Source organism: Lutibaculum baratangense AMV1 (assembly GCF_000496075.1).
In the GTDB taxonomy this organism is placed as follows: Bacteria; Pseudomonadota; Alphaproteobacteria; order Rhizobiales; family Tepidamorphaceae; genus Lutibaculum; species Lutibaculum baratangense.
The window spans coordinates 62,739-86,405 of sequence record NZ_AWXZ01000016.1; the positions used below are offsets into that span (position 1 = coordinate 62,739).

22 protein-coding genes are annotated in these 23,667 nt (G+C 68.8%); 12 read left to right on the forward strand and 10 right to left on the reverse strand.

What is annotated here, in order from left to right; translation table 11 throughout:
- The first annotated feature begins 44 nt into the window (after positions 1-44).
- Together N177_RS05130 and N177_RS05135 are read left to right on the forward strand one after the other, a co-directional pair.
- Complete coding sequence (locus N177_RS05130) at positions 45-1,391, forward strand: TIGR03808 family TAT-translocated repetitive protein (RefSeq protein ID WP_040485212.1); 1,347 nt, start codon at positions 45-47, stop codon at positions 1,389-1,391.
- 64 nt (positions 1,392-1,455) lie between these two features.
- On the forward strand, positions 1,456-1,836 hold the full coding sequence (locus N177_RS05135; RefSeq protein ID WP_023431189.1) for a rhodanese-like domain-containing protein: 381 nt from the start codon (positions 1,456-1,458) through the stop codon (positions 1,834-1,836).
- A gap of 1 nt (position 1,837) precedes the next feature.
- Here N177_RS05135 and N177_RS05140 read toward each other — a convergent pair whose 3' ends face one another.
- The 3 genes from N177_RS05140 to N177_RS05150 all read right to left on the reverse strand — a co-directional run bounded on the left by N177_RS05140 (position 1,838) and on the right by N177_RS05150 (position 6,244).
- On the reverse strand, positions 1,838-2,860 hold the full coding sequence (locus tag N177_RS05140) for an asparaginase (protein ID WP_023431190.1): 1,023 nt from the start codon (positions 2,858-2,860) through the stop codon (positions 1,838-1,840).
- A 44-nt stretch (positions 2,861-2,904) separates the two neighbouring features.
- On the reverse strand, positions 2,905-5,154 hold the full coding sequence (locus N177_RS05145; RefSeq protein ID WP_023431191.1) for a hypothetical protein: 2,250 nt from the start codon (positions 5,152-5,154) through the stop codon (positions 2,905-2,907).
- A gap of 91 nt (positions 5,155-5,245) precedes the next feature.
- Entirely contained in the window at positions 5,246-6,244 is a 999-nt protein-coding gene (locus N177_RS05150; RefSeq protein ID WP_023431192.1) for a YihY/virulence factor BrkB family protein, read from the reverse strand.
- Between the two features lie 50 nt (positions 6,245-6,294).
- Between N177_RS05150 and N177_RS05155 the strand changes: the two genes are divergently transcribed.
- The 4 genes from N177_RS05155 to N177_RS20490 are packed head-to-tail and all read left to right on the forward strand — an operon-like array spanning position 6,295 to position 8,581.
- Positions 6,295-6,942, forward strand: a complete 648-nt coding sequence (locus tag N177_RS05155; protein WP_152527845.1) for a hypothetical protein — start codon at positions 6,295-6,297, stop codon at positions 6,940-6,942.
- Positions 6,942-7,361, forward strand: coding sequence for a phage holin family protein (locus N177_RS05160; protein ID WP_023431194.1), 420 nt, complete (start codon positions 6,942-6,944; stop codon positions 7,359-7,361). Before N177_RS05155 ends, N177_RS05160 begins: the two co-directional genes overlap by 1 nt.
- Entirely contained in the window at positions 7,358-7,762 is a 405-nt protein-coding gene (locus tag N177_RS20485) for a DUF3618 domain-containing protein (protein ID WP_023431195.1), read from the forward strand. Before N177_RS05160 ends, N177_RS20485 begins: the two co-directional genes overlap by 4 nt.
- Before the next feature lie 33 nt (positions 7,763-7,795).
- Positions 7,796-8,581, forward strand: a complete 786-nt coding sequence (locus N177_RS20490) for a hypothetical protein (protein ID WP_023431196.1) — start codon at positions 7,796-7,798, stop codon at positions 8,579-8,581.
- Between the two features lie 98 nt (positions 8,582-8,679).
- Here N177_RS20490 and N177_RS05175 read toward each other — a convergent pair whose 3' ends face one another.
- The gene (locus tag N177_RS05175) at positions 8,680-9,588 is read right to left on the reverse strand and encodes a helix-turn-helix domain-containing protein (RefSeq protein WP_210163426.1); all 909 of its coding nucleotides are present in this window, start codon (positions 9,586-9,588) and stop codon (positions 8,680-8,682) included.
- Between the two features lie 88 nt (positions 9,589-9,676).
- Here N177_RS05175 and pobA point away from each other — a divergent pair, with 88 nt between their 5' ends.
- A complete protein-coding gene (pobA, locus tag N177_RS05180; RefSeq protein WP_023431198.1) occupies positions 9,677-10,846 on the forward strand; it encodes a 4-hydroxybenzoate 3-monooxygenase in 1,170 nt (389 codons plus the stop codon).
- A gap of 52 nt (positions 10,847-10,898) precedes the next feature.
- Positions 10,899-12,383, forward strand: coding sequence for an aldehyde dehydrogenase (locus N177_RS05185; RefSeq protein ID WP_051402250.1), 1,485 nt, complete (start codon positions 10,899-10,901; stop codon positions 12,381-12,383).
- A gap of 56 nt (positions 12,384-12,439) precedes the next feature.
- On the opposite strand, the gene N177_RS05190 is transcribed toward N177_RS05185, so the two are convergent.
- Positions 12,440-14,167, reverse strand: a complete 1,728-nt coding sequence (locus N177_RS05190; protein WP_023431200.1) for a thiamine pyrophosphate-requiring protein — start codon at positions 14,165-14,167, stop codon at positions 12,440-12,442.
- A 264-nt stretch (positions 14,168-14,431) separates the two neighbouring features.
- On the opposite strand from N177_RS05190, the gene N177_RS05195 reads away from it, so the two are divergent.
- From N177_RS05195 to N177_RS05210, 4 genes are read left to right on the forward strand one after another with little or no spacing between them, the layout of a single operon-like run.
- Positions 14,432-15,481: a TRAP transporter substrate-binding protein gene (locus tag N177_RS05195; protein ID WP_023431202.1), complete on the forward strand. Its 1,050-nt coding sequence runs from the start codon at positions 14,432-14,434 to the stop codon at positions 15,479-15,481.
- 15 nt (positions 15,482-15,496) lie between these two features.
- Positions 15,497-16,030 carry a TRAP transporter small permease gene (locus N177_RS05200; RefSeq protein ID WP_023431203.1) on the forward strand — a complete coding sequence of 178 codons (534 nt, stop codon included), beginning with the start codon at positions 15,497-15,499 and terminating at the stop codon, positions 16,028-16,030.
- 35 nt (positions 16,031-16,065) lie between these two features.
- Positions 16,066-17,388 carry a TRAP transporter large permease gene (locus tag N177_RS05205; protein WP_023431204.1) on the forward strand — a complete coding sequence of 441 codons (1,323 nt, stop codon included), beginning with the start codon at positions 16,066-16,068 and terminating at the stop codon, positions 17,386-17,388.
- 36 nt (positions 17,389-17,424) lie between these two features.
- Positions 17,425-18,210: an IclR family transcriptional regulator gene (locus tag N177_RS05210; protein ID WP_023431205.1), complete on the forward strand. Its 786-nt coding sequence runs from the start codon at positions 17,425-17,427 to the stop codon at positions 18,208-18,210.
- A 129-nt stretch (positions 18,211-18,339) separates the two neighbouring features.
- Here N177_RS05210 and N177_RS05215 read toward each other — a convergent pair whose 3' ends face one another.
- The 5 genes from N177_RS05215 to N177_RS05235 form a co-directional block, all read right to left on the reverse strand.
- Positions 18,340-19,119, reverse strand: coding sequence for an outer membrane protein (locus tag N177_RS05215; protein ID WP_023431206.1), 780 nt, complete (start codon positions 19,117-19,119; stop codon positions 18,340-18,342).
- 252 nt (positions 19,120-19,371) lie between these two features.
- On the reverse strand, positions 19,372-20,697 hold the full coding sequence (locus N177_RS05220; protein WP_023431207.1) for a TRAP transporter large permease: 1,326 nt from the start codon (positions 20,695-20,697) through the stop codon (positions 19,372-19,374).
- A gap of 97 nt (positions 20,698-20,794) precedes the next feature.
- The gene (locus N177_RS05225; protein WP_023431208.1) at positions 20,795-21,301 is read right to left on the reverse strand and encodes a TRAP transporter small permease subunit; all 507 of its coding nucleotides are present in this window, start codon (positions 21,299-21,301) and stop codon (positions 20,795-20,797) included.
- 4 nt (positions 21,302-21,305) lie between these two features.
- Complete coding sequence (locus N177_RS05230; RefSeq protein ID WP_051402255.1) at positions 21,306-22,394, reverse strand: TRAP transporter substrate-binding protein; 1,089 nt, start codon at positions 22,392-22,394, stop codon at positions 21,306-21,308.
- 254 nt (positions 22,395-22,648) lie between these two features.
- A complete protein-coding gene (locus N177_RS05235) occupies positions 22,649-23,407 on the reverse strand; it encodes a helix-turn-helix domain-containing protein (RefSeq protein ID WP_081718379.1) in 759 nt (252 codons plus the stop codon).
- Positions 23,408-23,667: the final 260 nt, after the last annotated feature.

Sequence of the window (23,667 nt, forward strand, 5' to 3'; positions counted from 1 at the left end):
GTGACCGCCGACCGGAAATCGCGGATGAAGGGGCTATGGCTTTCATGTTCACGAGAGAATTCGGGCGCCCGTCGCGCCGCAGCCTCCTTCTCCTGGCGGGAACGGCACCCTTTGCCGTTGCGTCCGCCGGCTCGACGGGCCGTGCCGCCACCGGGGCTCTGGATGCCGCCGAACTCGGCGTCCTGCCCGGGGCCGGTGGCGACCAGACGTCCGAGATCGCGGCGGCTCTGCGCGAGACTGTGGCCCGGCAGCGCCCGCTCTTCCTGGGGCCCGGGCGCTACGTGGTCTCGGGCCTCGACCTGCCGGACCGCGCGCGCCTCGTCGGCGTGCCCGGCGCGACGCGCCTCACGGCGGGCGGAACCGGCCCCGTGGTGACGGCCAGCGGCTCCGCCGGCCTTTCCCTGCAGGACGTGGCCATCGAGGGCCTGCGGCTCGCCGGCGAGGAGGGCCTCGTCCTTTTCACGGCATGCGAGGACGTGGCGATCGAAGGGCTCGAGCTGACCGACAGCGACGGCAACGGCATCAAGCTCGTCGGCTGCTCCGGCCGCGTCACGGGCTGCAGCGTGGTCGGCGCGGCCGATGCCGGCATCTTCGCTCTCGACGGGAGCGACCTCGCCATCGCGGACAACCGCGTCAGCGACTGCGGCAACAACGGCATCCTGGTCTGGCAGTCCGAGGCGCGCGAGGACGGTGCGACGGTCGCGCGCAACCGCATCTCCGGGATCCGTGCCGACGGCGGCGGGACGGGCCAGAACGGCAACGCCATCAACGTCTTCCGCGCTGGAGGGGTGGGCGTCGTCGACAACGTGATCTCCGGGTGCGCCTTCTCGGCCGTGCGCCACAATGCCGGCGCCGACATCGTGGTCGCCCGCAATCGCTGCCGCGACCTCGGCGAGGTCGCCCTCTATGTCGAATTCGGCTTCGAGGGCGCGATCGTCTCCGACAACCTGGTGCATGGGGCGGCGCACGGCATCTCCGCCACGAATTTCGCCGACGGCGGCCGGATGGCCGTCATCTCCGGCAACCTCATCCGCGACATCGTCATCGGCGGGTTTCCGGAGGACAGGGGCGTCGGCATCGGCGTCGAGGCGGACGCCGCGGTGACGGGCAACGTCGTCGACGGGGCAGCCTTCGCAGGTCTCAGCCTCGGCTGGGGACCCCACCTGCGCAACGTGGCGGCGACCGGGAACGTGATCCGCCGGGCGCGGTACGGCATCGCCGTCAGCGTCGCCGACGGCGCGGGCGCGGCCGCGATCACCGGCAACGTCATCGCGGAGGCCCAGGAGGCGGCGATCGCGGGCTTTGCCTGGCACGACCTCGTCGAGCCCGACCTCGCAGCCGCGACAGGCGACCATCCGCACCTCACGATTTCGGCCAACGACCTCAGGTGACACCTTGCCGTGGCCCGGCGGCCGCATTAATTAGAGATCTCTAATTTATCTGAAGGAGCAGTCCATGCCGGGGATCGAGAAGCGCGCGAAGGGCGAGGTCGAGGTGCTGTCGCCGCAGGAGGTGAAGGAGATGCTCGACCGGCACGAGATCGTGCTGATCGACGTCCGCACGCCCGAGGAGTACGTGTTCGAGCACATCAGGGGCGCCCTGCTCGCACCGATGGCCGATTTCGACGCCACGAGCCTGCCCGACCAGGAGAACAAGCGGATCGTCTTCCACTGCGGCTCGGGCAAGCGCTCGCTCGCCGTCTCCGACCGCTGCCTTGCCACAGGGATCAGCAGGGTCGCCCACATGGAGGGCGGGTTCGGCGCCTGGAAGGCCGCGGGCCTGCCCTATCGCACCGTCGACCCCTCGACCGGCACGATGGTCGAGAGGAACGGCTGAATTAGGCGAGGCTTCCGAGAGCCTCGGAGAACGCCACGGAGGACCGGATCTCGCCCACCGGACGGCCCTCCCAGTTTGTCACGGCGGGCCGGGCGAGCCGGTCGAGAACGTGCCCCTCGGCGCCGCCGAAGAAGCGGCGGAGGACGGCCGCCATCGCGGCTTCCGAGGCCCTTGCCGCGCCGTCGTCGACCTTCAGCGCGATGCCGAGGCCGCACTCGGGAAGGCTCGCGCAGAAGACGCCCTCCGCGCCGGTCTTCACGAAACAGCGCTCGCCGAGCGCCTCCATCACCATCGTGCAGAACCTCTCGGTGCCCGCCACCATGTCGGGACGCGACGCAGCGGCCCTTCTGATCCGCGCGAACGCCCTCGCCCGCTCCGGGGTCAGGCCGGTCCCGGTGCCGATGCGCGCGAAGGCCGAGGCGAAGGCCGAAAGCGGCGCGGCCCAGGTCGGCAGCGCGCAGCCGTCGATGCCGCACACCTCGGGGGTGAGCTCGACGCCGAGCATCTCCTCCATCGTCTGGCGTATGCGAAGCTGCAACGGGTGGTCGGGCGCCTCGTAGCCCTCGAGGGGCAAGCCCAGATGGCGCGCGGCGATCAGCATGCCCGCGTGCTTCCCCGAGCAGTTGTTGTGAAGGCGCGACGGCTGCTCATCTGCCCGTGCGAGCCCGGCCTGGTCGGCCAGACGCCGCGGCTGGTGTGGAGCGCAGGCGAGCGCATGCTCGCCGAGACCGAGACGGGAGAGCATGTCGCGCGCCGTCTCGACGTGCTCCGCCTCGCCGCTGTGCGAGGCGCAGGAGAGCGCTATCTCGCGGTCTCCCAACCCCGCGGCCTCGGCCGCGCCGGTCTCCACCAGCGGCAGGGCCTGGATCGCCTTCACGGCGGAGCGCGGATAGACCGGAGACATGACCTCGCCCAGCTCCAGAACGGGAGCACCCATGTCGTCCCGGATCGACAGCGCGCCCCGGTGCCAGCTCTCGACGCGGGGCCCGCGTGTGACTTCGACGATGACGGGATTGGCTGCCAAGGGATGTCTCCGGAAAGGGAAGTGCGGCGGGGACAGGTGCGAGGTCAGCTGGCGGATAGCTCCGCCTGCAGCGAATCGAGCTCCTGGCGAGTCTCGGCGGAGAGGAGCTCCGCATCGACGAGGGGTGTGATCAGCGCCTCGGCCTCTGCCTGGGCGGCCTCCCGCCGCTCGCCATCGAGGACGACCGCCAGCTTGTAGAGGCACATCGCGAGCTGCCGGGTGGCGCGGACATGGTAGCGATCGGCTTCGACGAGAGGCCGCATCTCTTGCGTACAGGCCTCGTAGGACTGCCTCGCCTCGTCGATCCGACCTCCCGTCCGGAGCGCATCCCCCACGCGCGAGCGCGCATTGGCGACCGCCACCGGCAGGTCCGCGTTCGCCTCGTCGGCGGCGGAGATTTCCTCGCGCATGTCCAGCGCCTGCCGATATCGCGACAGCGCCTCGTCGGTGTCTCCGTCCGACAGGGCGAAGTCGCCCAGTCGCGCTGCGATGTCCGAGGCCTGCCGCAGGGAGGCAGGCGTTCGCGAGCGCTCGGTCTCGACGAGTTCCGCTGCCTCGGCATAGAGCGGACGGGCGGCCTCCGGTTGATCGAGCCGGAGCGTCGTCTCGCCGAGGCGCACGAGCCCCTGGGCAAGTGCCTGCCTGCGCGCCCTGTTCGCCGGCTCGGCCTCCGACAGCGCACGCCGGATCTCGACGAGGTCCCGGTACGCCTCGGCCGCGCGGGCGGTGTCTCCAGTGTCTGCGCGTGCCTCGCCGAGTGAGAGAAGCGTGATGGCCAGCTTCGACTGCGGCTCGAACGCCGAGGGCTGCGCCTGCACCACGTCGCGCAGCGCCGACGCCGCCTGCTCGAAGAATGCGAGGGCGCTCTGAGCCTGGCCCTCACGCAGCCGCAGCTCGCCGATCGCCTGCCATACATCCGCGAGGGCCGTCCGGATGGCGGGGTCCTCGCTCTCCTGTGCCTCGAGCTCGCCGAGACGTCGCAGGCTCTCCTCGTAGGCATCGAGAGCCGCCCCCAGCGCCCCGGTCTCGACCTGTGCCCGCCCCAGCGCGACGAGTGACTGGGACAGCCGCAGCACTGCGGACCGATCGTCCCGCGCCGCTTCGAGCTCCCCCCGGCGAAGGCGCGTCGCCTCCTGCAACACCTGGGCGGCCACCGCGCTGTCTCCCGCCTCGGTGGCGGCGGCGCCGAGCGCCTCCAGCGTCGAAGCAATCGGCACGCCCGGCTCCCGCGGTGCGGCCTCCGCCTGGAGCGCCCGCTGCCCCGCATAGGCCTCCCAGAGCGCCTCGCGGGCCCTTTCCGCCTCTCCGCGGGCCAGCAGCGCCCGCCCCTGAAGCAGATGCGCGCGCGCCAACGCCGCGCGTGCGGCCCTCGAGCCGGGGCGCGCCTCCGCAAGGGCAGCCCATGTCCCGGCCGCGTCGCCCGCCGCGTCGGCCAGCCCAGCCGTATCGCCGGCCTCCAGACGCCACTCGGAGAGCTGGAGCAGCAGCCTGCCCCTGCTTTCGAGCCAGCGGAGGTTCTCGCCCGGCACGCGTGACCAGACGCCCGCCCCGGCGGAGGCGACGCGGATCGCCGCTTCTTCCTCCCCTGCCTCATGCAGGATGCGCGACAGCGGCAGCAGCGTGTCGGCCAGCGCGGCCGTGGCTTCGGCATCGTCGGGGTTCTCCTGGAGGTGCGCCAGGAGCTCCCGGCGCGCCTCCTCAAGGCGACCGCGTGCCGCATCGGCCCCGCCCGACCGCCATTCTGCCCGTGCCAGAAGAACCCGCGCCCGCACCCGATCGATGGAAGCCCCCGGTTCGTCAGCCTCCGTGCGACGCTCGGCGAGGGCGACAGCCTGCTCCGAGACCTCGCGTGCGCGCTCTGCCTGCCCCACGTCCAGCAGCGTCTCGACGGCTTCCTCCAGAAGGTCGAGCGCGGCTCCGCCGGCCTCTCCGCGGATCTCCAGATCGAGAGCCTGCGGCCTGAGGAGAAGCTCGCCCAAGGCGGCGAGGTTGCGCCCCAGCGCCTCGGGATCCCCCGGCTCGGCCTCCCTCAAGCCACGCGCCGCCTCGGCAATGAGCCTGACCGATGTCAGGCGCATGTCGTTCTGGGCATCGACGAGCTCGGCTGCCTTCTGCCGCGCCAGCGCCGCCCGCAGCTCCGCGTCCTGCAGGTCGCGCCACGCCGTCAGCCCGGCAGCGCCGGCGAGCGCGGCGAGCCCGAGCGACACTGCGACGAGCGCCGTTCCGGCCGGCAGCAGCCAGCGCCGACGCCGGCCGTCGGCCTTGCCATGCGTATCGTGTGCGGTGTCGGGCACTGGAAAGGGCTTCCTCGCGGGCTTCGTTCCGAGCGGCGCTGGACTCTGGGTCAGCGACCGGCTTTCCGCAAGGCATGGCGCGGTCGCGGCCTCACGAGGTCTCGCCCAGCGTGTCCGCCATGCGGGCGCCCCTCTCCCCCAGCGGCGCAGGCGCCCCGGTCGTGGTGTCGTGGCCCGTCTGGTGCTCGATCTCGGCGTTCAGCTCCGCGCCGATCAGCACGACATAGGCGGAGACCCAGATCCACATCATCACGCCGATGACGGCACCGAGCGACCCGTAGGTCGCGCTGTAGTTCGCGAAGTTTGCGAGATACCAGGTGAAGAGGGCCGATGCGATGGCCCAGACGAGCGTCGCGAACACGGAACCGACGCTGATCCAGCGCCACCTCGCCCTCTGGCGGCTGGGCCCGTAGCGATAGACGAGCGAAATGGCGCCGCCGACGAGCAGGACCGCGAGGGCCATGGGCAGGACCGTAAGAACCACGCTCCCCACGCCCGACAGGCCGAGCATGCTGAAGACCTGCGGCAGGACGACCATGACGTTGACGATCAGTATCATGAGGATGATGCCGCCCGTCGTGAAGGCGAGCGTGAGCGCCGTCAGCGCGAAGAAGCCGCGGCTCTCTCGCTCCTCGTAGACGACGTTCATGCTGTCGAAGAGCGACTGCACCCCCTTGTTGGCGCTCCACAGGGCGAAGAGGAGCCCGCCGATGAAGGCGAAGCTGAGCGACGAGCTCTCGGTGGAGCTGACCCGCTGCAGCTCGGCCGACACGGTGTCTATGAGCGCCGACGGCACGAAACCGGACAGGCTCGCCAGCTGGCCCTCGACGGTCGCCGGATCCGCGACGAGGCCGTAGAGCGAGACGAAGGCCCCGATCGCCGGGAACAGCGCGAGCACGGTGTAGAAGGTCACGCCCGCCGCCACCAGGCTCAGCCGATCGCGGCCGATCTCCTCGTAGGTCCGCCAGGCGATGTCTTTCCAGCCCTTGCCCGGCACGCGAACGGGGCTGTCCGCCTCCCGGCCGCGTCCGCGCTCCCGGGCGCGAAGCTCCATCGCGCGCGCCTCGATTTCTGGATCGATTCCGGACATTCTGGCCCCTCTGGCTTCTCCTCACACGATGAAGAGGCGGCGAGGCGCGATTGTTCCGCCGGCGGCCACGGCAGCACACGGAACCGTGTCAAGAGCCGTCCGTTGTGACCGCGAGCAAGGAGGTGATTTCCATGTCGACCCCGAATGAGCATGAAAAGACGTCGGCCGAGGCCGGGAACAAGATGCGCGACGAGGCGGAAGCTCTGGGCAGCAAGACCCGGGAGCGTGCAGCCGACGCGACCGAACACATGCGGGAGGAATTCGATCACATTCGCGACGAGGTCCTCGAGGAAGGCAGCCGGTTGACCGGCGCCGCGATGGACGAGGCCTATCGCTTCGCCGAAGGACGCAAGGCGGCCGCGGCGGGGGCCCTGCACGAGCTGGCCGGATCCGTCCGGGAGTCGGCGCACTCCTTCGAGGACCGGCCGAACCTGCAGGCGTTCTTCGACAGCGCCGCCGACGGGCTCGACGGGTTTGCCGACAGCGTCAGCCACCGTTCCTTCGCGCAGCTCTACACCGATGCCGAGGATGTCGCGCGGCGCCATCCCTTCGGAGTCGCGTTGATCGGCGGCGCGGCAGGCCTTCTTCTGGCGCGGCTCGCTCGCAGTTCCGGCCTTCGGGCCAGGCTCGAGGAGGAGCGCTACGAGGCCCGGAAGCGCTGGGCCGAACGCCAGTCGGGTGCGCAGGGGGACGTGTGATGGCTGACACCCAGGGCACGGCCGGCGCGCCTCGCGAACGCGTCGCCCTGCATCGCCTCATCGGCGATACCATGCGGCAGAGCACCGATCTCGTTCAGCTCGAGATCGCTCTGTTCAAGGAGGAGATGACGGAGAACGTCACGCGCCTGTTCGTGGGGCTCGGTCTTCTCGTCACTGGCGCCATCTTCGCCATCGTGTCTCTCCTGCTTCTCGTGCAGGCTTTCGTGGAGTGGCTTGCGACGGTGCTGGAATCGGAGTCGCTGGCCGCGCTGATCACCGGCGGCGCGCTGCTCCTGATCGCGCTCGCCCTGATGCTGGGTGGCCGCTCGATGATGAGCCTCAGCAAGCTCAGGCCGAGCCGCACCGTCCGCTCTGTGCGCCGCGATACCCATATGTTCACGGATAGGATGTCGTCATGAGTTCGCGGGAGCTGGAACAAGAGGTCGAATACAAGCGCGCCGAGCTCGATCTGACGATCGACCGGCTGCAGCACCGCCTGTCCCCCTTCGGCCTCATGGACGAGACGCTGGGCCTGCTGCGCAGCCGGAGCTTCAACCGGACCGGCGACGCCATGATGGCGGCGATGCGGCGCGACCCGCTGCCGGCCCTGCTGATCGCGGCCGGCGTGGGGCTGCTCCTCTACCGGGCGACGCAGCCCAGGGTGCGCCGCCGCCCGGCGGGGGATGTCCCCGGCGCCGGCGCGTACGACGTCGCGACCGGGCGGCCTTACCCGCCATACACTCCGGCCGACGCGCCCGCTGGCTCCGCGCCCGGGCCCATCGAGCCTGTCGCGGATCCACGACCGGCCCAATCCCGTTGATCGGACACCACCCGAACGAGGAGTGAAGTTGAGATGACCGAGAACGACAAGAACGCCGCGATGGGCGCCGGTGCGGCCGGCTCAGCGAACGTCAAGGCGGGCGCCGGCGCGACACCGTCCTCCGCCACTGCGGGCAATGCCTCGGGCCCGGGCAGCACACGCCCCTACCCCGATCCCTACGCCCGGGGCGTGACGGGAGCGGAGACCTCGCGGATCCGCAACCCCGGCCGCTCGGGCGCCGAATCCTGGACGGACCTGAGCCGCGCGCGAGCGGAGCAGATCGCCGAGGACGCGCGCGAGCGCGGGCGCCGGGCCTATGAGCGCGGCGAGCATGCCTACGAGGACGGCGTCCGCTGGGCGCGCGACAGCTATGAGCGCGGCGCGGAGTGGGTGTCCGACACCTACGAGGATGCCGCACGCTACTCCAAGCGCGGCTACCGCCAGGCGAGCCACTTCATCGAGGAGAACCCGCTGATGATAGGCGTGCTCGGCCTCGCGACGGGCCTCCTGATCGGCGCGCTCCTGCCGATGAGCCGGCGCGAGCACAGCTATTTCGGGCCGCTGCGCGACGACATCCGCGACCGTGGCTACCGCTACAGCCGCGAGGCGGTTCAGCGGGCCCGCCACATCGCCGAGGAAGGCTATCGGGCCGGCTACGAAGAGGCCCGCCGTCGCGGCATGACGCCGTCGCAGATGGCCGAGAATGCCCGCGATGTCGGCCGCGCGAGCACCCAGGCCGCGAGCGAGACGGCCGAGAAGGAGTTCGGCGAGAACATGGGGAGCGGCAACGACGCATCGTCCCCGCTCGGCCCCCGCTGACGCGGCAGACGCTTCCTCAATGTCTGGACCGCCCGGAGCCTCGCCGCTCCGGGCGGTCTTTTCATGTCCGGCCCGAGATCGGCACCCCCGGTGCGGATTCAGCCCTTCGCGAGCGCGCGACGGCGATACTCCATGGGCGACACGCCGCACTCCCTCGTGAAGAAGCGGGTGAAATAGGCGGTGTCGGAGAAGCCGAGCGAGACGGCGATATCCGCGACGGTCGAGATCGTGAAGACGAGGCTGCGCTGCGCTTCGAGCGCGACCCGCCGGTTGATGAGGGCGAGCGGCGCGGCACCGTAGGCGGCACGGCAGATGCGCCCCAGATGGGTCGGCGTCAGCCCCAGCCGTTCCGCATAGAACGCGACGCGCCGCTCGTGGCGGAAATTCTCCTCGACGAGCGACCGAAACCGCGCCGCCGTCCGCGAAGTGGCGCCGGCGGCGCCCGACGCGTCCTGTGCCCCTTTCGTCGCCGCCCGGTCGAGCCTCGCGGTGGCGAGGGTGACGCATGCCTCCATCACCGCCATGCGTCCCGATCCGTGCCCCAGATATTCCTCGCCCAGCATGACGAGCGCGTCCGCGACCGCCTTGTCGTCATCCGGATCGCGAAGCCCGACGACCCGCACCCCCGCGTCGCACCGCCGCGCCGCATCCGGCATGGCCGACCAGATCCGGTCCATCCGTTCCTCGAGGACCGTCACGACGGTGCCGTCGACGTCGGCGCTGAACCGGTAGCCGTGCACGGAGAGAGGCGGGATGAGGAGCGCGACAGGCGCCCGAAGGACGACATCCTCGACGTCGAGCCGCGCCTCAGCCTCGCCGTTCGTTATGTGCAAGATCTGGAAGAGAGAGGCGTGCCTGTGCGGCCTGATCTCGTAGCCGTGCAGCCGGCTCCGCGTCGGCACGGTCTCCCAGTGGATCCACTCCGGCTCCGGAAGCGAGGCGGATTCGCCGTAGAGCCCGTAAGTGGGGATGCTGGCCTGGGTGTCGGACGAGAAGCTGCGCGTCATGTTCGGAATGTCCAACACCTTGGCCGGTTTGTCCATTGCGGGCGCCGTGGAAGGCGGGCCAGTCTTTCCCCGAGGATCGGGAGGAAGAATGCGCACTCAGGTCGCCATCGTCGGCTCCGGCCCAGCCGGGCTGCTGCTCGGCCAGCTTCTCCACGAGGCGGGCGTCGACAACGTCATCGTCGAGCGAAAGAGCAAGGAATACGTGCTCGGCCGCATCCGGGCGGGCGTCCTGGAGCAGGGCCTCGTCGACCTTCTCGACGAGGCGAAGGCGAGCGATCGGCTGCACCGCGAGGGGCTCGTCCATCACGGGGTCGAGATCGCCTCGATCGAGCGCCGCCTCAGGATCGACATGCATGCCCTGACGGGCAAGGCCGTGACCGTCTACGGCCAGACCGAGGTGACGCGCGACCTGATGGCGGCCCGCGAGGCGAGTGGACTGAAGACCCTCTACGACACGGAGAATGCCGTCCCGCACGACTACGACGGCGAGAAGCCGTATCTGACGTTCGAGGTGGACGGCGAGGCGCGACGGCTCGACTGCGACTTCATCGCCGGCTGCGACGGGTATCACGGGATCTGCCGCCAGAGCCTGCCCGAGGGCTCGAGCCGCACCTTCGAGCGCGTCTATCCCTTCGGCTGGCTCGGCGTGCTCGCCGACGTCCCGCCGGTGTCGCACGAGCTGATCTACGCGCAGAGCCCGCGCGGCTTCGCCCTGTGCTCCATGCGTTCGACGACGCGCAGCCGCTACTACGTGCAGGTGCCGGCCGACGAGGATATCGCGGCGTGGTCGGACGAGGCCTTCTGGGACGAGCTCCGGCGCCGCCTGCCGCCCGACGTGGCCGAGGGGGTGACGACCGGGCCCTCGATCGAGAAGTCGATCGCGCCTCTGAGGAGTTTCGTCGCAGAGCCGATGCGCTTCGGGCGGCTGTTCCTCGCGGGGGACGCCGCGCACATCGTTCCGCCGACCGGCGCCAAGGGGCTCAATCTGGCCGCGAGCGACGTGAACTACCTGTCGAAGGCCCTCGTCGAGCATTATCACGAACGCTCCTCCTCGGGTCTCGACCACTACTCGGATCGGGCGCTCCGCCGGGTCTGGAAGGCCGAGCGCTTCTCCTGGTGGATGACGAGCCTCCTTCACCGGTTCGACCAGACCGACGCCTTCGGCGAGAGGCTGCAGCTCGCGGAGATGGCGTATCTGATGGACTCCGAGGCGGCGCAGGCCTCGTTCGCCGAGAACTATGTCGGCCTGCCCTACTGACAATCCGCCGCGGCCATGCCGTCTTCCCTTCGCAAGAGGCCGATGACGGATAATGTGCCCGCCACCACCACGAACGAGAGGAAACGGCGTGTTCGACATCAACCTTCTGATCGGCGAGGAGAGCCGCGGCGCGAGCGGCGGTGCAACCTTCACCCGCGAGACGCCCCACAAGCCCGAGACCGCGACGACGGCGGCGGCGGCCACCGTCGCCGACGCCGACGCCGCCTGCGACGCGGCGGCGGCCGCCTTTCCGGCCTGGTCCGAGACCTCGCCCGGGGAACGGCGGGCGCTGCTCCTCAAGGCCGCCGACGTCATGGACTCCAAGGCCCCCGAGTTCATCGCGCGCATGATGGCCGAGACGGGGGCGACGGCTCCGTGGGGCGGGTTCAACACGATGCTCGCCGCGAACATGCTGCGCGAGGCCGCGTCGATGACGACGCAGATCACCGGCGAGGTGATCCCCTCGAACGTCCCGGGCTCGATGGCCATGGCGATCCGCCAGCCGGCCGGCGTGTGCGTGGGCATCGCGCCGTGGAACGCGCCGGTCATCCTCGGCACGCGCTCCGTCGCGATGCCGCTCGCCTGCGGCAACACCGTCGTGCTGAAGGCATCGGAGCTCTGCCCGGCGACACACCACCTGATCGGCGAATGCCTGCGTGAAGCCGGCGTGCCCGCCGGCGTCGTCAACGTCGTCACCAACGCGCCCGCCGACGCGCCTCAGGTCGTCGAGGCGCTGATCGCCCACCCCGCGGTCCGGCGCATCAACTTCACCGGGTCCACGAAGGTCGGCCGCATCATCGCGGAAACGGCGGCCAGGCATCTCAAGCCCGTGCTCCTCGAGCTCGGCGGCAAGGCGCCGCTCGTCGTGCTCGACGACGCCGACATCGAGGAGGCGGTGAACGCCGCCGCATTCGGCGCCTTCATGAACCAGGGCCAGATCTGCATGTCGACGGAGCGTCTCGTCGTCGACGGCAAGGTGGCGGACGCCTTCGCGGCCGCGTTTGCGGAGAAGGCAAAGAGCCTGCCCGCCGGCGATCCATCGGAGCACGTCGTGCTCGGATCGGTGGTCAACCAGGCGGCTGCCGACCGCGTGCGCGAGATGATCGAGGACGCCGTCGCGAAGGGCGCCGAGCTCATCGCGGACGGACGGCGGGAGGGCACGATCCTCGGAGCCTCGATCCTCGACCGGGTGACGCCGGAGATGCGGGTCTACGGCGAGGAATCGTTCGGGCCGGTCGTGACGATGGTGAGGGTCGACGGGGTCGACGAGGCGGTGCGGATCGCCAACGACACCGAGTACGGCCTGTCCGCCGCCGTCTTCGGAAAGGACGTGACGCGGGCGCTCGGCGTCGCGAAGCGTATCCAGTCCGGGATCTGCCACGTGAACGGGCCCACCGTCCACGACGAGGCGCAGATGCCCTTCGGCGGCGTGAAGGCCTCAGGCTACGGCCGCTTCGGCGGCAAGGCCGCGATCGCCGAGTTCACCGAGCTGCGCTGGATCACGATCCAGAGCGGCAAGCGCCATTATCCCTTCTGATGCACGGCAGAGGGGCCGGCCAGGGCCGGCCCTCCCCGCGGCGCACCTTCGAGGGCTCAGGATCGGATCGCGATCTCGACGAGGGCGTGCGTGCGACGGGTTTCGATGTGCCTGATGGCCTCCCGGAGGGTCGCCGTCAGCTCGTCGGGATCCTCGACGCGCGCCGCCCATGCGCGCGAGGCCTCGGCGATCTTCGTGAAGTCGGGCGAAGGCGACAGGGCGGTGAGCGGCATCGTGTTCGCCTTCGCGGCATACCCGTCGGGATAGATGCCGAGCACCGACTGCCGCACCGCGAACCACTCCGCGTTGTTCACGACCACGACGAGCACGGGAAGCTCCAGCGCCTCGGCGATCTGGTGGCAGGCGACCGGGTTGGAGAACATGTAGGAGCCGTCCCCCATCGTCGCGACGATCAGCTTCTCCCGGTCTGCGATTTGCATCCCGAGAGCCGCCGGGAAAGCCCAGCCGAGGCCTCCGGAATGCGGCTCCTGATACCAGCTCCCGGCGGAGTCGAGCATCAGGGGCGCCATCGGGCAACCGAGCTCGGAGAGCACGGTCGCGCGCTTGCCGGCGATCGCCTCAGACAGGCAGTGGCTCGCCCAGTCCTTCGTCATCGGCCGGGTCCGACCGGCCTCGACGCGCTGAGTGATCGCCTCGCGGATCTTCTTCACGCGGCCGGCGATCACGGCCCGGCGGCGCTCGACCACGCCCTGCGCTACCTCGAGCCGCGGTGCCATCGCCTGCTCGAGCGCCTGCAGGCTCTCGCTCACCTCGCCGACGAGCGTCAGGTCGGACCGGAAGTTCCGGACTGGAAAGCGGGTGTAGAGCGGGTCCTCGCCCAGCTGAATGACCTTGCAGCCATCGGCGAGCCTGTGAATGTCCGGGGACCACGGCGCGAGCGCGTCGACGACGAGCACCACGTCGGCCTCCGAGAGCCACGGCTCCGGGTTCTGGTCGACATGCATCGGGTGGCCCGTCGGGATCGCGAGCTGGATCGCCCAGTACTGGCACACCGGGATCGCCCAGGCCTCCGCCCAGCGGGAGAGTGCGGCGAAGCCTTCCTCGTTCCCCGCGCCGCGCTGCGCGAACACGACAGGGCGCTTCGCACCGGCGAGGAGCTCCGCCGCCTCCGACAGCGCCTGCGGGTCCGGGGCCGCCCGCGCCGGCTGGATCGACAGCGGCGCCGCGAGGTTCTCGGCCGGACACGGCTCGCACAGGACCTCGCGCGGCAGGCTGACATAGACCGGCCCCTTCGGCGTCGAGTTCGCCACGGCATAGGCACGGTCCACGAGATCGAGCGCCTGCTCGGGGAAGCGCAGCTCGTAGTCCCACTTCACCGCCTCGCGGACGAGCGCCGTCTGGTCGCGCATCTCCTGGCCCCAGCCGATGGGCACGGTGCGTGCGCCGAACCGGCCCTGCTCCGTCACGGGCGTCCGGCCGGAGAAGAGAAGCACCGGCACGTGCTCCGTCGCGGCGTTGATCGCGCCGATCGCGCAGTTCGCAAGCCCGACATTCGTGTGCGCCATCACCGCCTGCGGCCGCCCCGTCGCGAGGTAATAGCCGTGCGCCATGCCCATGGCGGCGGTCTCGTGAGGCATGACGAGCGAAACCGGCAGTGGGATGTCCTTCGCCGCAGCTTCGGCGAGACCTTCGATGATCGGCGGGAAGTCCGTGCCCGAGTTTGCGAAGATGTAGTCGACACCGACGGCCTTGAGGCGCGCGAGGAGAGCGCCGCCGGCGGTGATCGTGGCCACGGCAGGGCCTGCGGCGTGAGCTTCATTCATGCTCGAGTTCCTTGTGGTTCCGGGCGCTATCGCGGATGGCGACACTTCAGCAGGCGGCATATTTCAAATATAGAAATGGGGAAATCGACTATAGATTGACAACAGCTCGGCCAACCGGTCAAGCTCGGCCGCGGCGAAGACTGCCTCGCGTCGAGTGCTTCGGTTCGGCGCGAGGGATTTCGGGACGAGGGATGTTGTGTGCGCGGGCCGCTCCGGCCTATCGAAGAACCTGAAGACAAGAGCCTTTCAAAGGGAGACGAGACAATGCTCAAGGGATGGAAGACCCTCCTGCGCGCGGCAGCCGGCGCCGCGCTGGTGTCGGTGGCAGCGCAGGGCACCGCGCAATCGGCGGAGTTCGAGTTCACGTTCCACCATTTCCTGGGCCCGAAGTCACCGGCCCAGACCCAGATGATCGAGCCGTGGATCCAGCGGATCGAGGAGGCCTCTGACGGGCGCGTGAGCATCGAGATCTATCCCGCCATGTCGCTCGGCGGCACGCCGCCGGAGCTCATCCGGCAGGCACGCGACGGCGTCGTCGACCTGATCTGGGTGGTCAACGGCTACACGCCGGGCCTCTTCCCCCGCACGGAAGTCTTCGAGCTGCCCTTCATCCACACGAACGACCCCAAGGCCACGAACCTCGCGATGCGCGACATGTTCGAGGAATCCCTCGCCGAGGAATACGAGGGCGTCGAGGTGATGTTCCTGCACGTCCACGCGGGCCAGGCGATCCAGATGGTCGATCAGGAGGTGCGCAAGCCCGAGGATCTCGCCGGCAAGAAGATGCGCATCCCGACCCGCACCGGCGCCTGGGTGATCGAGGCTCTGGGGGCCAATCCCGTCGGCATGCCGGTTCCCGAGCTGCCGCAGGCGCTCTCGAAGAAGGTCGTCGACGGCGCCTTCATCCCGTGGGAGATCATCCCCGCGCTCAAGCTTCAGGACCTGACCGACTACCAGATCGAGGGTGCGGACAAGACCCGTTTCGGCACCACGACGTTCCAGGTCTCGATGAACAAGGACAGGTGGGACGGCCTGCCCGAGGACATCCAGCAGATCTTCCGCGACAACTCGGGCGAGGAGTGGCTCGCCGAGCTCGGCGAGATCTGGCGCGACATCGACGACGGCGGCATCAAGATCGCGACCGATGCCGGCAACCACCACATCGTGCTCACGGAGGAGGAGACCGAGGCCTTCCGGGAGAAGCTCGAGCCGGTCGTTCAGCGCTGGGTCGACGACGTCTCCGGCAAGGGCATCGAGGGCGAGGCCATGGTCGAGGCCGCCCGCGCCGCCATCGAGAAGCACGCGGGCCAGTGAGCGGATGACGCCATCATGAACCCCGCCGCCAGCGCCCTCCCCCGCCCGATCGCGTTCGCCGAGAAGGTCATCGAGCTCTGGGCGCTGGCCGGCGGCATCCTGCTCTGCGGCATCGTCCTGCTCACGGCCTACAGCCTGTTCATGGACATCGTCTTCGGCGCGCCCTTCGCCGGCGATTTCGAGATCGTCGAGATGGGCGTCGCCGTCGCCGTCTTCACCTTCCTCCCCTACTGCCAGCTGACCGGCGCGAACGTCTCGGCCGATCTCTTCACCTCGAACGCGAGTCCGAGGACCGTCACGTTCCTCGTCTTCCTCGGGGCCGTTATCGCGCTCCTCTTCTCCACCTTCCTGATCTGGCGGATGTATTACGGGATGGTCGACTCCCGGCAGTACAACGAGATCACCACCGTGAACGGCATACCGGTCTGGTTCGCCTACGTGCCGATTCTCATCTCGCTCGCCCTGCTGGCCCTGGCCTCCGCCATCACCATGATCCGCTCCGCGAAGGGCGTGCCGCACACCGGCGGCCCGAGCCTCGGCGGCGAATAAGACCCCAGAACGCCCCGAAATCCCGGACCGGCCTCATGGACACCAACCTCCTCATCGGCCTTGTCGGCCTCGCCGGCCTGATCGGGCTGATCGTGATCCGGATCCCCATCGCCTACGCGATGATCGTCGTCGGGATCGTCGGGATCTGGGTCCTGTCGGGCGAGCGGATCCTGCTCTCGCAACTCAAGTCGCTCGCCTACGGCCAGTTCTCGCTCTACGACCTGTCGGTGGTGCCGATGTTCGTCCTGATGGGCAACATCGCGACGCGTGCGGGCCTGTCTCGCGACCTCTTCAGGGCTGCGAACGCGTGGCTGGGATGGATGAAGGGCGGCGTCGCGATGTCCGCCATCGCGGCCTGCGCCGGCTTCGGGTCTGTCTGCGGCTCATCGCTCGCGACGGCGTCGACGATGGGCCAGGTGGCGCTGCCCGAGCTGAAGCGATACAGGTACAAGCCTTCTCTCGCCACGGGCACGGTGGCCGCCGGCGGCGTGCTCGGCATTCTGATCCCGCCCTCTGTCGTTCTGATCATCTACGCGGTCATCGTGGAAGCGAACATCGTCACGATGTTCACGGCCGCATTCCTGCCCGGCCTCATCGCCGTCGCCTTCTTCATCGTGACGATCGCGATCTATGTCCGCCTCGTCCCGAATGCGGGCCCGCCCGGCGCACGTGTGAGCCGCGAGGAGTTCGTCGCCGCCACGCTCGGCGTCCTGCCGGTGCTGGCGATCTTCGCGCTCGTGATCGGCGGCATCTATCTCGGCTTCTTCAACCCCACGCCCGCCGGCGCCGTCGGCGCCTTCCTCGTCGCCGTCTACGGCTTCGCCCGCCGGACCGTGGGCCTGCGCGATATGCGCATCGCCCTCCTGGAGACGGCGAAGACCTCCGGCATGATCTACCTCATCCTGCTGGGCGCCGAGCTTCTGTCGATCTTCATGGCGCGCGGCGGCGTGCCGCAGACGGCCGCCATGATGATGGCGGAGAGCGGCCTGTCGCCCTACACGATCATGGTCCTCCTGCTCATCGCCCTGATCATTCTCGGCTGCCTGATGGACAGCCTGTCGATGATCCTGCTCGTCATGCCGTTCTTCTGGCCCGTCGTCGCCGAGCTCGATTTCGGCATGACGGAGGACGAGTTGAAGACGTGGTTCGGCATCCTCGCGCTCATCGTCGTCGAGCTAGGCCTCATCACGCCACCCGTCGGCATGAACGTGTTCGTCATCAACGCTTTGGCACGCGACGTCCCGATGATCGAGACCTTCAAGGGCGTCGTGCCGTTCTTCCTCGCCGAGATCGTGCGCGTCGTGCTCCTCCTGGCGTTCCCGTCGATCGTGCTGTTCCTGCCGAGACTGCTCGGCTGAACCACCGGAATCCGCCGGCGCGGGAGGAGAAGAAGCTTGGCGAGCCAGCTGAACGGATCCGTGATCAAGGCCTTCGCGATCCTCGACCTGTTCACCGACGCGAGGAGCGAGGTGACGGCCGGCATCGTGGCACGTGAGCTCGGCATCAACGCGATCACGGCCCATCGTTTCCTCAAGACCTTGGAGCATGTGGGCGCCCTCGTCGCGGTCTCGAAGGGCGTCTTCCGCCTCGGCTTCACGCTCGTCGATCTGGGTGACCGCGTCAGCGAGGGCGGAAGCCTCGCCCGAACGCTGCAGCCGATCCTCGACAGCGTCACGCGCGCGATCGGAGAGGCCAGCATGGCGACCGTGTTCAGCGCCGACATGGTCGTCTGCATCGCCCACGCCCATTCGGGCCGATCGCTCTCGGTCGACGTGCGGGTGGGCACGCGCCTCGATGCCTATTGCACCGCCCATGGCAAGCTCTGGCTGTCCCAGCTGCGCGAGGCGGAGCTCCAGAGATATCTCGAGACGGTGCCGCTCGACCGGCAGAGCCCTCACACGATCGTCGACCGGGCGGCTCTGCTCGAGGAGCTCGAACACGTGCGGCGGCAGGGCTTCGCCGCCAATGACGGCGAACGCGAGGAGGGCATTCGCGCGATCGCCGTCCCGATTCTCACGCGGGCCGGCCGCATGGTCAGCAGCATCTCGGTCTTCGGTCCATCGTTCCGCCTGACCGACGAGGTGATGGAGAGGTCGCTCGCGCGGCTGCGGGCGGCCGCCCTCGAGGCGGAGCAGGCCATGTATGGCGGAGGAAAACCGAGGCCGGGTGAAGGGCCGTGACCTCGGCGGGCTGCCGCAGAGCGAGATCTGAGCGAATTCCGGCCGCCCGCCACGCCGCAAAACGAAAAGGGGCGGCCAGACGGCCACCCCTCATCGTTCGAACCCTGCCGAAGGATCGGCGGATCGTGCTCAGAACATGTTGAACTTGAAGTTCACGCCGGCACGGACAACGTGGAACGAGGTGTCGAGGTCCAGACGGGCCGGCAGGTCGAACACGTCGCCGCTGTAGAGAGTCTTGGAGCCGAGGTCGACGTAGAGATACTCGGTCTCGAAGGAGACGTTCTCCGTGATCCGGTACTCCATGCCGGCGCCGACCGTCCAGCCCCAGTCGGTGTCGGAGGTCGACGCGCCGAAGGACCCGTCGACGGCGCCCGAGGCGGACAGAGACAGGGCGGACTCGGTCTCGCCATAGGCCGCACCACCCGTCACGTAGAGGAGCGCGTCGGGCGTCACGAGCCAGCCCGCGCGGGCGCGGATCGTGCCGAAGTAGTTGAGGTCGGTGCCGAGCGAGCCGTTGACCCGGGTGATCGGGTCGGTGGCGGCCGCGAGGCTCACGCTCACCTCGTCGGAGATGTCCGACCAGGCGATGTCGGCAACGACACCGACGACGAACGCGTCGCTGGCCTGCCAGTCGAAGCCGATCTGGGCGCCGCCGACGAAGCCGCCGGCCGACATGTCAACCTGGCCGGAGAGCAGAGCGGGCGAGCCGACCGAGAACGGGTACTCGAAATCGCCGCCGCCGTAGCCGCCGAACACACCGACATACATGCCGGTCCAGTCGGTCACGCTGACGGGCGCGGGCGAAACAACGACGTTCTTGTCGTAGTAGGGAGCGTCGGCGGCGTTGGCGGCGGTGGCGAGCACCGCAACGGCTGCGCCGAGGGTCAGGGTACGAACGAATCGATTCATCTCGGGTCATCCTTCACAGAGTGGATGAACCGAAGGAACACCGGAGAGGGTTAATGGGAAAGTAATTTCGGGGGGACTGCTCGCGACGTGATGCGGGTGTGACTCCGGCGCAACATTCCCGGCACGACTGCATCAGTAATTGTCCGTAGAGACCCAGCACCTCGGCGACGAGAACCGGTAGATTTCGTAAGGGTCAGCCGGCTGGGTTGAACCGCAGCGCCTCCCCGTGCTCGCCAACCATCGCACGGGCTCTCACCACCCGATAGCCTTTGGCAGCCAGGTCGCGACGGCCGGGAACGTGAAGACGAGCCCGACGGCTAGGCCCTGCAGCGCGATGAACGGGACCGCCCCTCGATAGATGTCTCCCGTGCTCACCCCAGGGGGTGCCACGCCCTTCAGGAAGAAAAGCGCCCAGCCGAACGGCGGCGTCAGAAACGACGTCTGCAGGTTCATCGAAATGAGGATGCCGAGCCATACGAGATCGACGCCCTCTCGCACGAAGAACGGCAGGAACAGCGGCAATGCGATGTAGCTGATCTCGATCCACTCGAGAAAGAAGCCCAGGACGAAGATCAGGAGCATGAGGAACATCAGGCTGCCGGTGACGCCGCCGGGAACGAGCTCGAAGAGGTCGTGGACCAGGCGCTCGCCGCCGAGCCCGCGGAACGCGAGGCCGAAGGCCTGGGCGCAGATCAGGATGAAAAAGACCATCGCCGAGATGAGCAGCGTCGAATGCACGACCTCCGAGAGGAGGCGCAGGGAGGCCTTGCCCGCCAGGGCCACGACGAGGAGAGCCCCCACGGCCCCCATCGAGGCCGCCTCCGTCGGTGCCGCAACGCCGCCGATGATCGAGCCGAGCACTGCGACGACGAGGCCGATCGGCGGCACGACCACCGTGATGATCTTGCGGACGAGTCGCCTGCGGTCCATCGCCGCCCGCTCCTCCGCCGGGATCGGCGGGGCCACCTCGGGCTTCAGCATCGTCAGTATGACGATCGCCAACACGTAGATGGCAGCCAGCATCAGGCCCGGCAGCATGGCGGCGGCGAACATCGTGCCGACCGATTCGCCCAGAATGTCCGACAGCAGGATGAGGACGAGGCTCGGCGGGATGATCTGGCCGAGGGTCCCGGACGCGCAGATCGTCCCGCAGGCGAGCGACTTGGAATAGCCTCGCCGCAGCAGTGGCGGCAGCGTCAGGAGGCCGAGCGTCACGATGGTGGCGCCGACGATGCCGGTCGCCGCGCCCAGAAGGACTCCCACGAAGATGATGGCGATGGCCATGCCCCCGGCCACCCTGCCGAACAGATGGCCGACCACGTCGAGCAGCTCCTCGGCGAGGCGCGACTTCTCGAGCATCACGCCCATGAAGACGAAGAGCGGGATCGCCATCAGCGTGTAGTTCGTGACGACGCCGTAGACGCGCGCGGGCAGAAGGTTGAAGAGGGTCGGCCCGAAGCCGGCATAGCCGAAGACCAGGGCCGACACCGCGATCGCGACCCCGACGGGAATGCCCACGATCAGGAGGGCGAAGAAGGCAACGACCATGGCGATCGCCAGGATCTCGTTCAACGGCACGAGGACGCCCTCCTTCGGGCGGAGACACAGCGGGATTCGGGGAGTTGGGAGTTGCCATCGCCGCCTGGCGGGACGGCTCTTCGGGGCGCGGCCACACTCATTCCGGGCGCGCCCGGCCGGCCGCCACCGCCAGGTTCTTGACCACGTGACAGGCGCTCTGAAGCGCGAGCAGTGCGAAGCCTGACGGAATGAACGCCTTCAGGATGTAGCGGTGCGGCAGCCCGCCCGGATTGGGCGAGCTTTCGCCGATCCGGTAGGATTGCAGCACGAAGGGCAGGGCCAGCTTGATCATGATGAGCGAGAAGGCGCACAGCAGCAGGCCGCTCGCGATCTCGACGACCGCCTTCGCCCTCGGCGGGTAGCGCTCGTAGAGCACGTCGACGCGAACCTGCTCGCCGTGGAGCAGCATGTACGACATGCCGAGGAGCGCGATCGGCGGGATGAGGTGCCACTCGAGCTCCTGCAGCCAGATCGTGCCGGCCCGGAAGAAGTAGCGGGCCAGGACGTCCCCGGCGACAAGGAGCACGAGAGCGAGACACGTCCAGGCGGCGAGGCGGCCGAACACGCGAACGACCGCCTCCACCTTCGCGACGAGACGGAGCATCGCCCTAGCCGCCCAGGATTTCCGTGACCCAAGGCCTCTCGCTGACCGCCGTCCACGCGTCGTGCTTCTTCTTGAAGGCCATGTAGGAGTCATGGACCTTCTTCGTCATCTCGTCCTTGGCCGCATTGGTTTCGAGGACGTCGGCGGTGGCTTCCCGCAGGCTTGCGACCACATCCTGCGGCAGGACGGATGCTTGAACGCCCTGGTTCTCGACGAGGTCGACCAGCGCGTCGCCATTGACGGCTTCCGACCATGCGAGGCTCTCCAGCACCGTCGCTTGCGAGGCGACGCGGACGATCATCTTCAGATCGTCGGGCAGCCCGTCCCACGCACTCTTGCTGATGAGCAGTTCGCCGGTCGTGGCTGGCTCGTGCCAGCCGGTCGTGTGGTAGTACTTCGCCGCGTTCTGCAGGCCCAGTCGCCGGTCCTGGTAGGGCCCCACGAATTCCGCGGCATCGATCACGCCGCGCTCGAGCGCCGGGAAGATCTCACCGCCGGGCAGGAGGCGAGGCTCGACGCCCAGCGTCTCGTAGACCTGGCTCGCAAGGCCGGGGATGCGCATGCGAAGCCCCTGGAGATCGGCCACGCTTTCGACCGGCTCGCGGAACCAGCCGGTCATCTGGATGCCCGTGTTGTTGAGCGGGAACGCGACCACTCCGAACGGCTCGTAGACCTCCTGCCAGAGATCGAGGCCCCCGCCGTGATAGAGCCAGGCCATGTGGCCCTGGAACGAGAGGCCGAACGGAACGGTCGTGAAATACTGGGCTGCAAAGGTCTTGCCCGACCAGAAATAGGAATTCGCGGCATTCGCCTCCACCGTGCCGGCCGACACCGCGTCGAAGCCTTCGAGCGCCGGGATAAGCTCACCCGCCGCGAAATTCTGGATCGTCAGCCGCCCGCCGGACATCTCGCGGACCTTTTCCGCGAAGTCCTCGGGGCTGCCCGGACCGACCGTGTAGAACGGCGCACCAGGTCCATAGGCGTTCGTCATGTTCCAGGAGAAGGAGTCCTGAGCGCGCGCGATCGAAGGTGCCGCAAGCGGCACCGCGGCCGTCGCGGCAATGGAAGTGGTGATGAAATCGCGTCGACGCATGATGTCCCCCATCGTTCGTTTGCTTGATGGCGACGCCAATGCAGGCGCATCGCCACGCGGCGGACGTTAAGTCCGATGGGGAAGTGGGAATGCAGTAACGGTGCCAACACCGAATGGCCGCCGGCAGAGCTGAAACAACGGGCTGGGACCGGGGGCGGGACACTGGGCGTAGAGCCGAAGGCGGGCAGCCGATTGCTCATGAATTAGGCAATCGCCCGCACATACCAGTCGGCGCCGGCGGGGCGGGAAGCCCTTCAGAGGGGGTGGCGGCTGCCGGCTGCCACGACGTGACACCCGCAGGAGAGGCTCGCGAGCTTCTCCTCGTCACGCAGGGTGAGGAAGCCGCGATGCGAGCGGATGGCGCCATGGCCCTCCAGCAGATGCATCGCCTCGGTCACGCTGGCGCGGCGGACACCGAGAAGCCGCGCGAGGTCGCGGTGCGTGATCACGATCTTCTCCGGCCCCAACCGCGCGGCTGCGGCCAGGATCCACCGCGCGAGCCGTTGCTCGAGCCTGTGGCGCGCGTTGCAGACCGAAAGGCGGATGAGCTGCTCCATGCGCTGGTGGGCATAGGCCATCATCGCCAGTCGAAATCGCGGATTCTCGTTGAGCAGGGTGCCGAAAACGGGGGCGTCGATCGCGCGGACGGTACACGAGGACAATGCCTGTGCCGCGTGTTCCGCCGACGGGCGCCCCAGGACATTCGAGACGCCGATCAGCCCCTCGTTCCCCACCGTCGCGACCTCGACCTGCGCCTCGTGCCCGTCTGTGCCGAGCAACGCAATGAGCCCGCTCTCGACGAACAGGACGGACGCCAGAGGCCTCTCCGCCTCCCGCAATATCTGGCCCGGCTGAAAACTCCGCGTGCGAAGCGTGGGGCGGAGAGCTGCCCGTATATCTTCCGGCAGGCTTTGGATGAGGAGGTTTCCGTCCGCACGCCTTGACGGCTGCGCGGACGTGGAATGCGCCAGTCCCGCGTGAGGAGAGAAGAAGCCGGTTTGCGTCATGATCATTCCCCTGGGTGGTGACCCGGAACGCACCTGCGGAAACTGTCCGACGACCGCCCTCTCGGCAGCCGCCTAACCGGGGAACACGAGTCTAGTCGGCCACCGTCGCCCCTTCTGCGTCCGACCCGACATATAGCTCCCGGACGTGGCCGAATTCCGCGGAAGCTCCTGTCGTGTCTGGCCAGATCCAGATCCCGGCCTCTCCCCCGTATCTCCCCGGTTTGGGCTGGTCCGGGAGGAGCCTGCACCGAAGGCTGCCAAAGCCA

Excerpts from the sequence above, each read along its gene's own strand:
- N177_RS05130 (WP_040485212.1), top strand. The coding sequence starts at position 45 with ATGTTCACGAGAGAATTCGGGCGCCCGTCGCGCCGCAGCCTCCTTCTC.
- N177_RS05135 (WP_023431189.1), top strand. The coding sequence starts at position 1,456 with ATGCCGGGGATCGAGAAGCGCGCGAAGGGCGAGGTCGAGGTGCTGTCG.
- N177_RS05150 (WP_023431192.1), bottom strand. The coding sequence starts at position 6,244 with ATGTCCGGAATCGATCCAGAAATCGAGGCGCGCGCGATGGAGCTTCGC.
- N177_RS05160 (WP_023431194.1), top strand. The coding sequence starts at position 6,942 with ATGGCTGACACCCAGGGCACGGCCGGCGCGCCTCGCGAACGCGTCGCC.
- N177_RS20485 (WP_023431195.1), top strand. The coding sequence starts at position 7,358 with ATGAGTTCGCGGGAGCTGGAACAAGAGGTCGAATACAAGCGCGCCGAG.
- N177_RS20490 (WP_023431196.1), top strand. The coding sequence starts at position 7,796 with ATGACCGAGAACGACAAGAACGCCGCGATGGGCGCCGGTGCGGCCGGC.
- N177_RS05175 (WP_210163426.1), bottom strand. The coding sequence starts at position 9,588 with ATGACGCGCAGCTTCTCGTCCGACACCCAGGCCAGCATCCCCACTTAC.
- pobA (WP_023431198.1), top strand. The coding sequence starts at position 9,677 with ATGCGCACTCAGGTCGCCATCGTCGGCTCCGGCCCAGCCGGGCTGCTG.
- N177_RS05185 (WP_051402250.1), top strand. The coding sequence starts at position 10,899 with ATGTGCCCGCCACCACCACGAACGAGAGGAAACGGCGTGTTCGACATC.
- N177_RS05190 (WP_023431200.1), bottom strand. The coding sequence starts at position 14,167 with ATGAATGAAGCTCACGCCGCAGGCCCTGCCGTGGCCACGATCACCGCC.
- N177_RS05195 (WP_023431202.1), top strand. The coding sequence starts at position 14,432 with ATGCTCAAGGGATGGAAGACCCTCCTGCGCGCGGCAGCCGGCGCCGCG.
- N177_RS05200 (WP_023431203.1), top strand. The coding sequence starts at position 15,497 with ATGAACCCCGCCGCCAGCGCCCTCCCCCGCCCGATCGCGTTCGCCGAG.
- N177_RS05205 (WP_023431204.1), top strand. The coding sequence starts at position 16,066 with ATGGACACCAACCTCCTCATCGGCCTTGTCGGCCTCGCCGGCCTGATC.
- N177_RS05215 (WP_023431206.1), bottom strand. The coding sequence starts at position 19,119 with ATGAATCGATTCGTTCGTACCCTGACCCTCGGCGCAGCCGTTGCGGTG.
- N177_RS05225 (WP_023431208.1), bottom strand. The coding sequence starts at position 21,301 with ATGCTCCGTCTCGTCGCGAAGGTGGAGGCGGTCGTTCGCGTGTTCGGC.
- N177_RS05230 (WP_051402255.1), bottom strand. The coding sequence starts at position 22,394 with ATGCGTCGACGCGATTTCATCACCACTTCCATTGCCGCGACGGCCGCG.
- N177_RS05235 (WP_081718379.1), bottom strand. The coding sequence starts at position 23,407 with ATGATCATGACGCAAACCGGCTTCTTCTCTCCTCACGCGGGACTGGCG.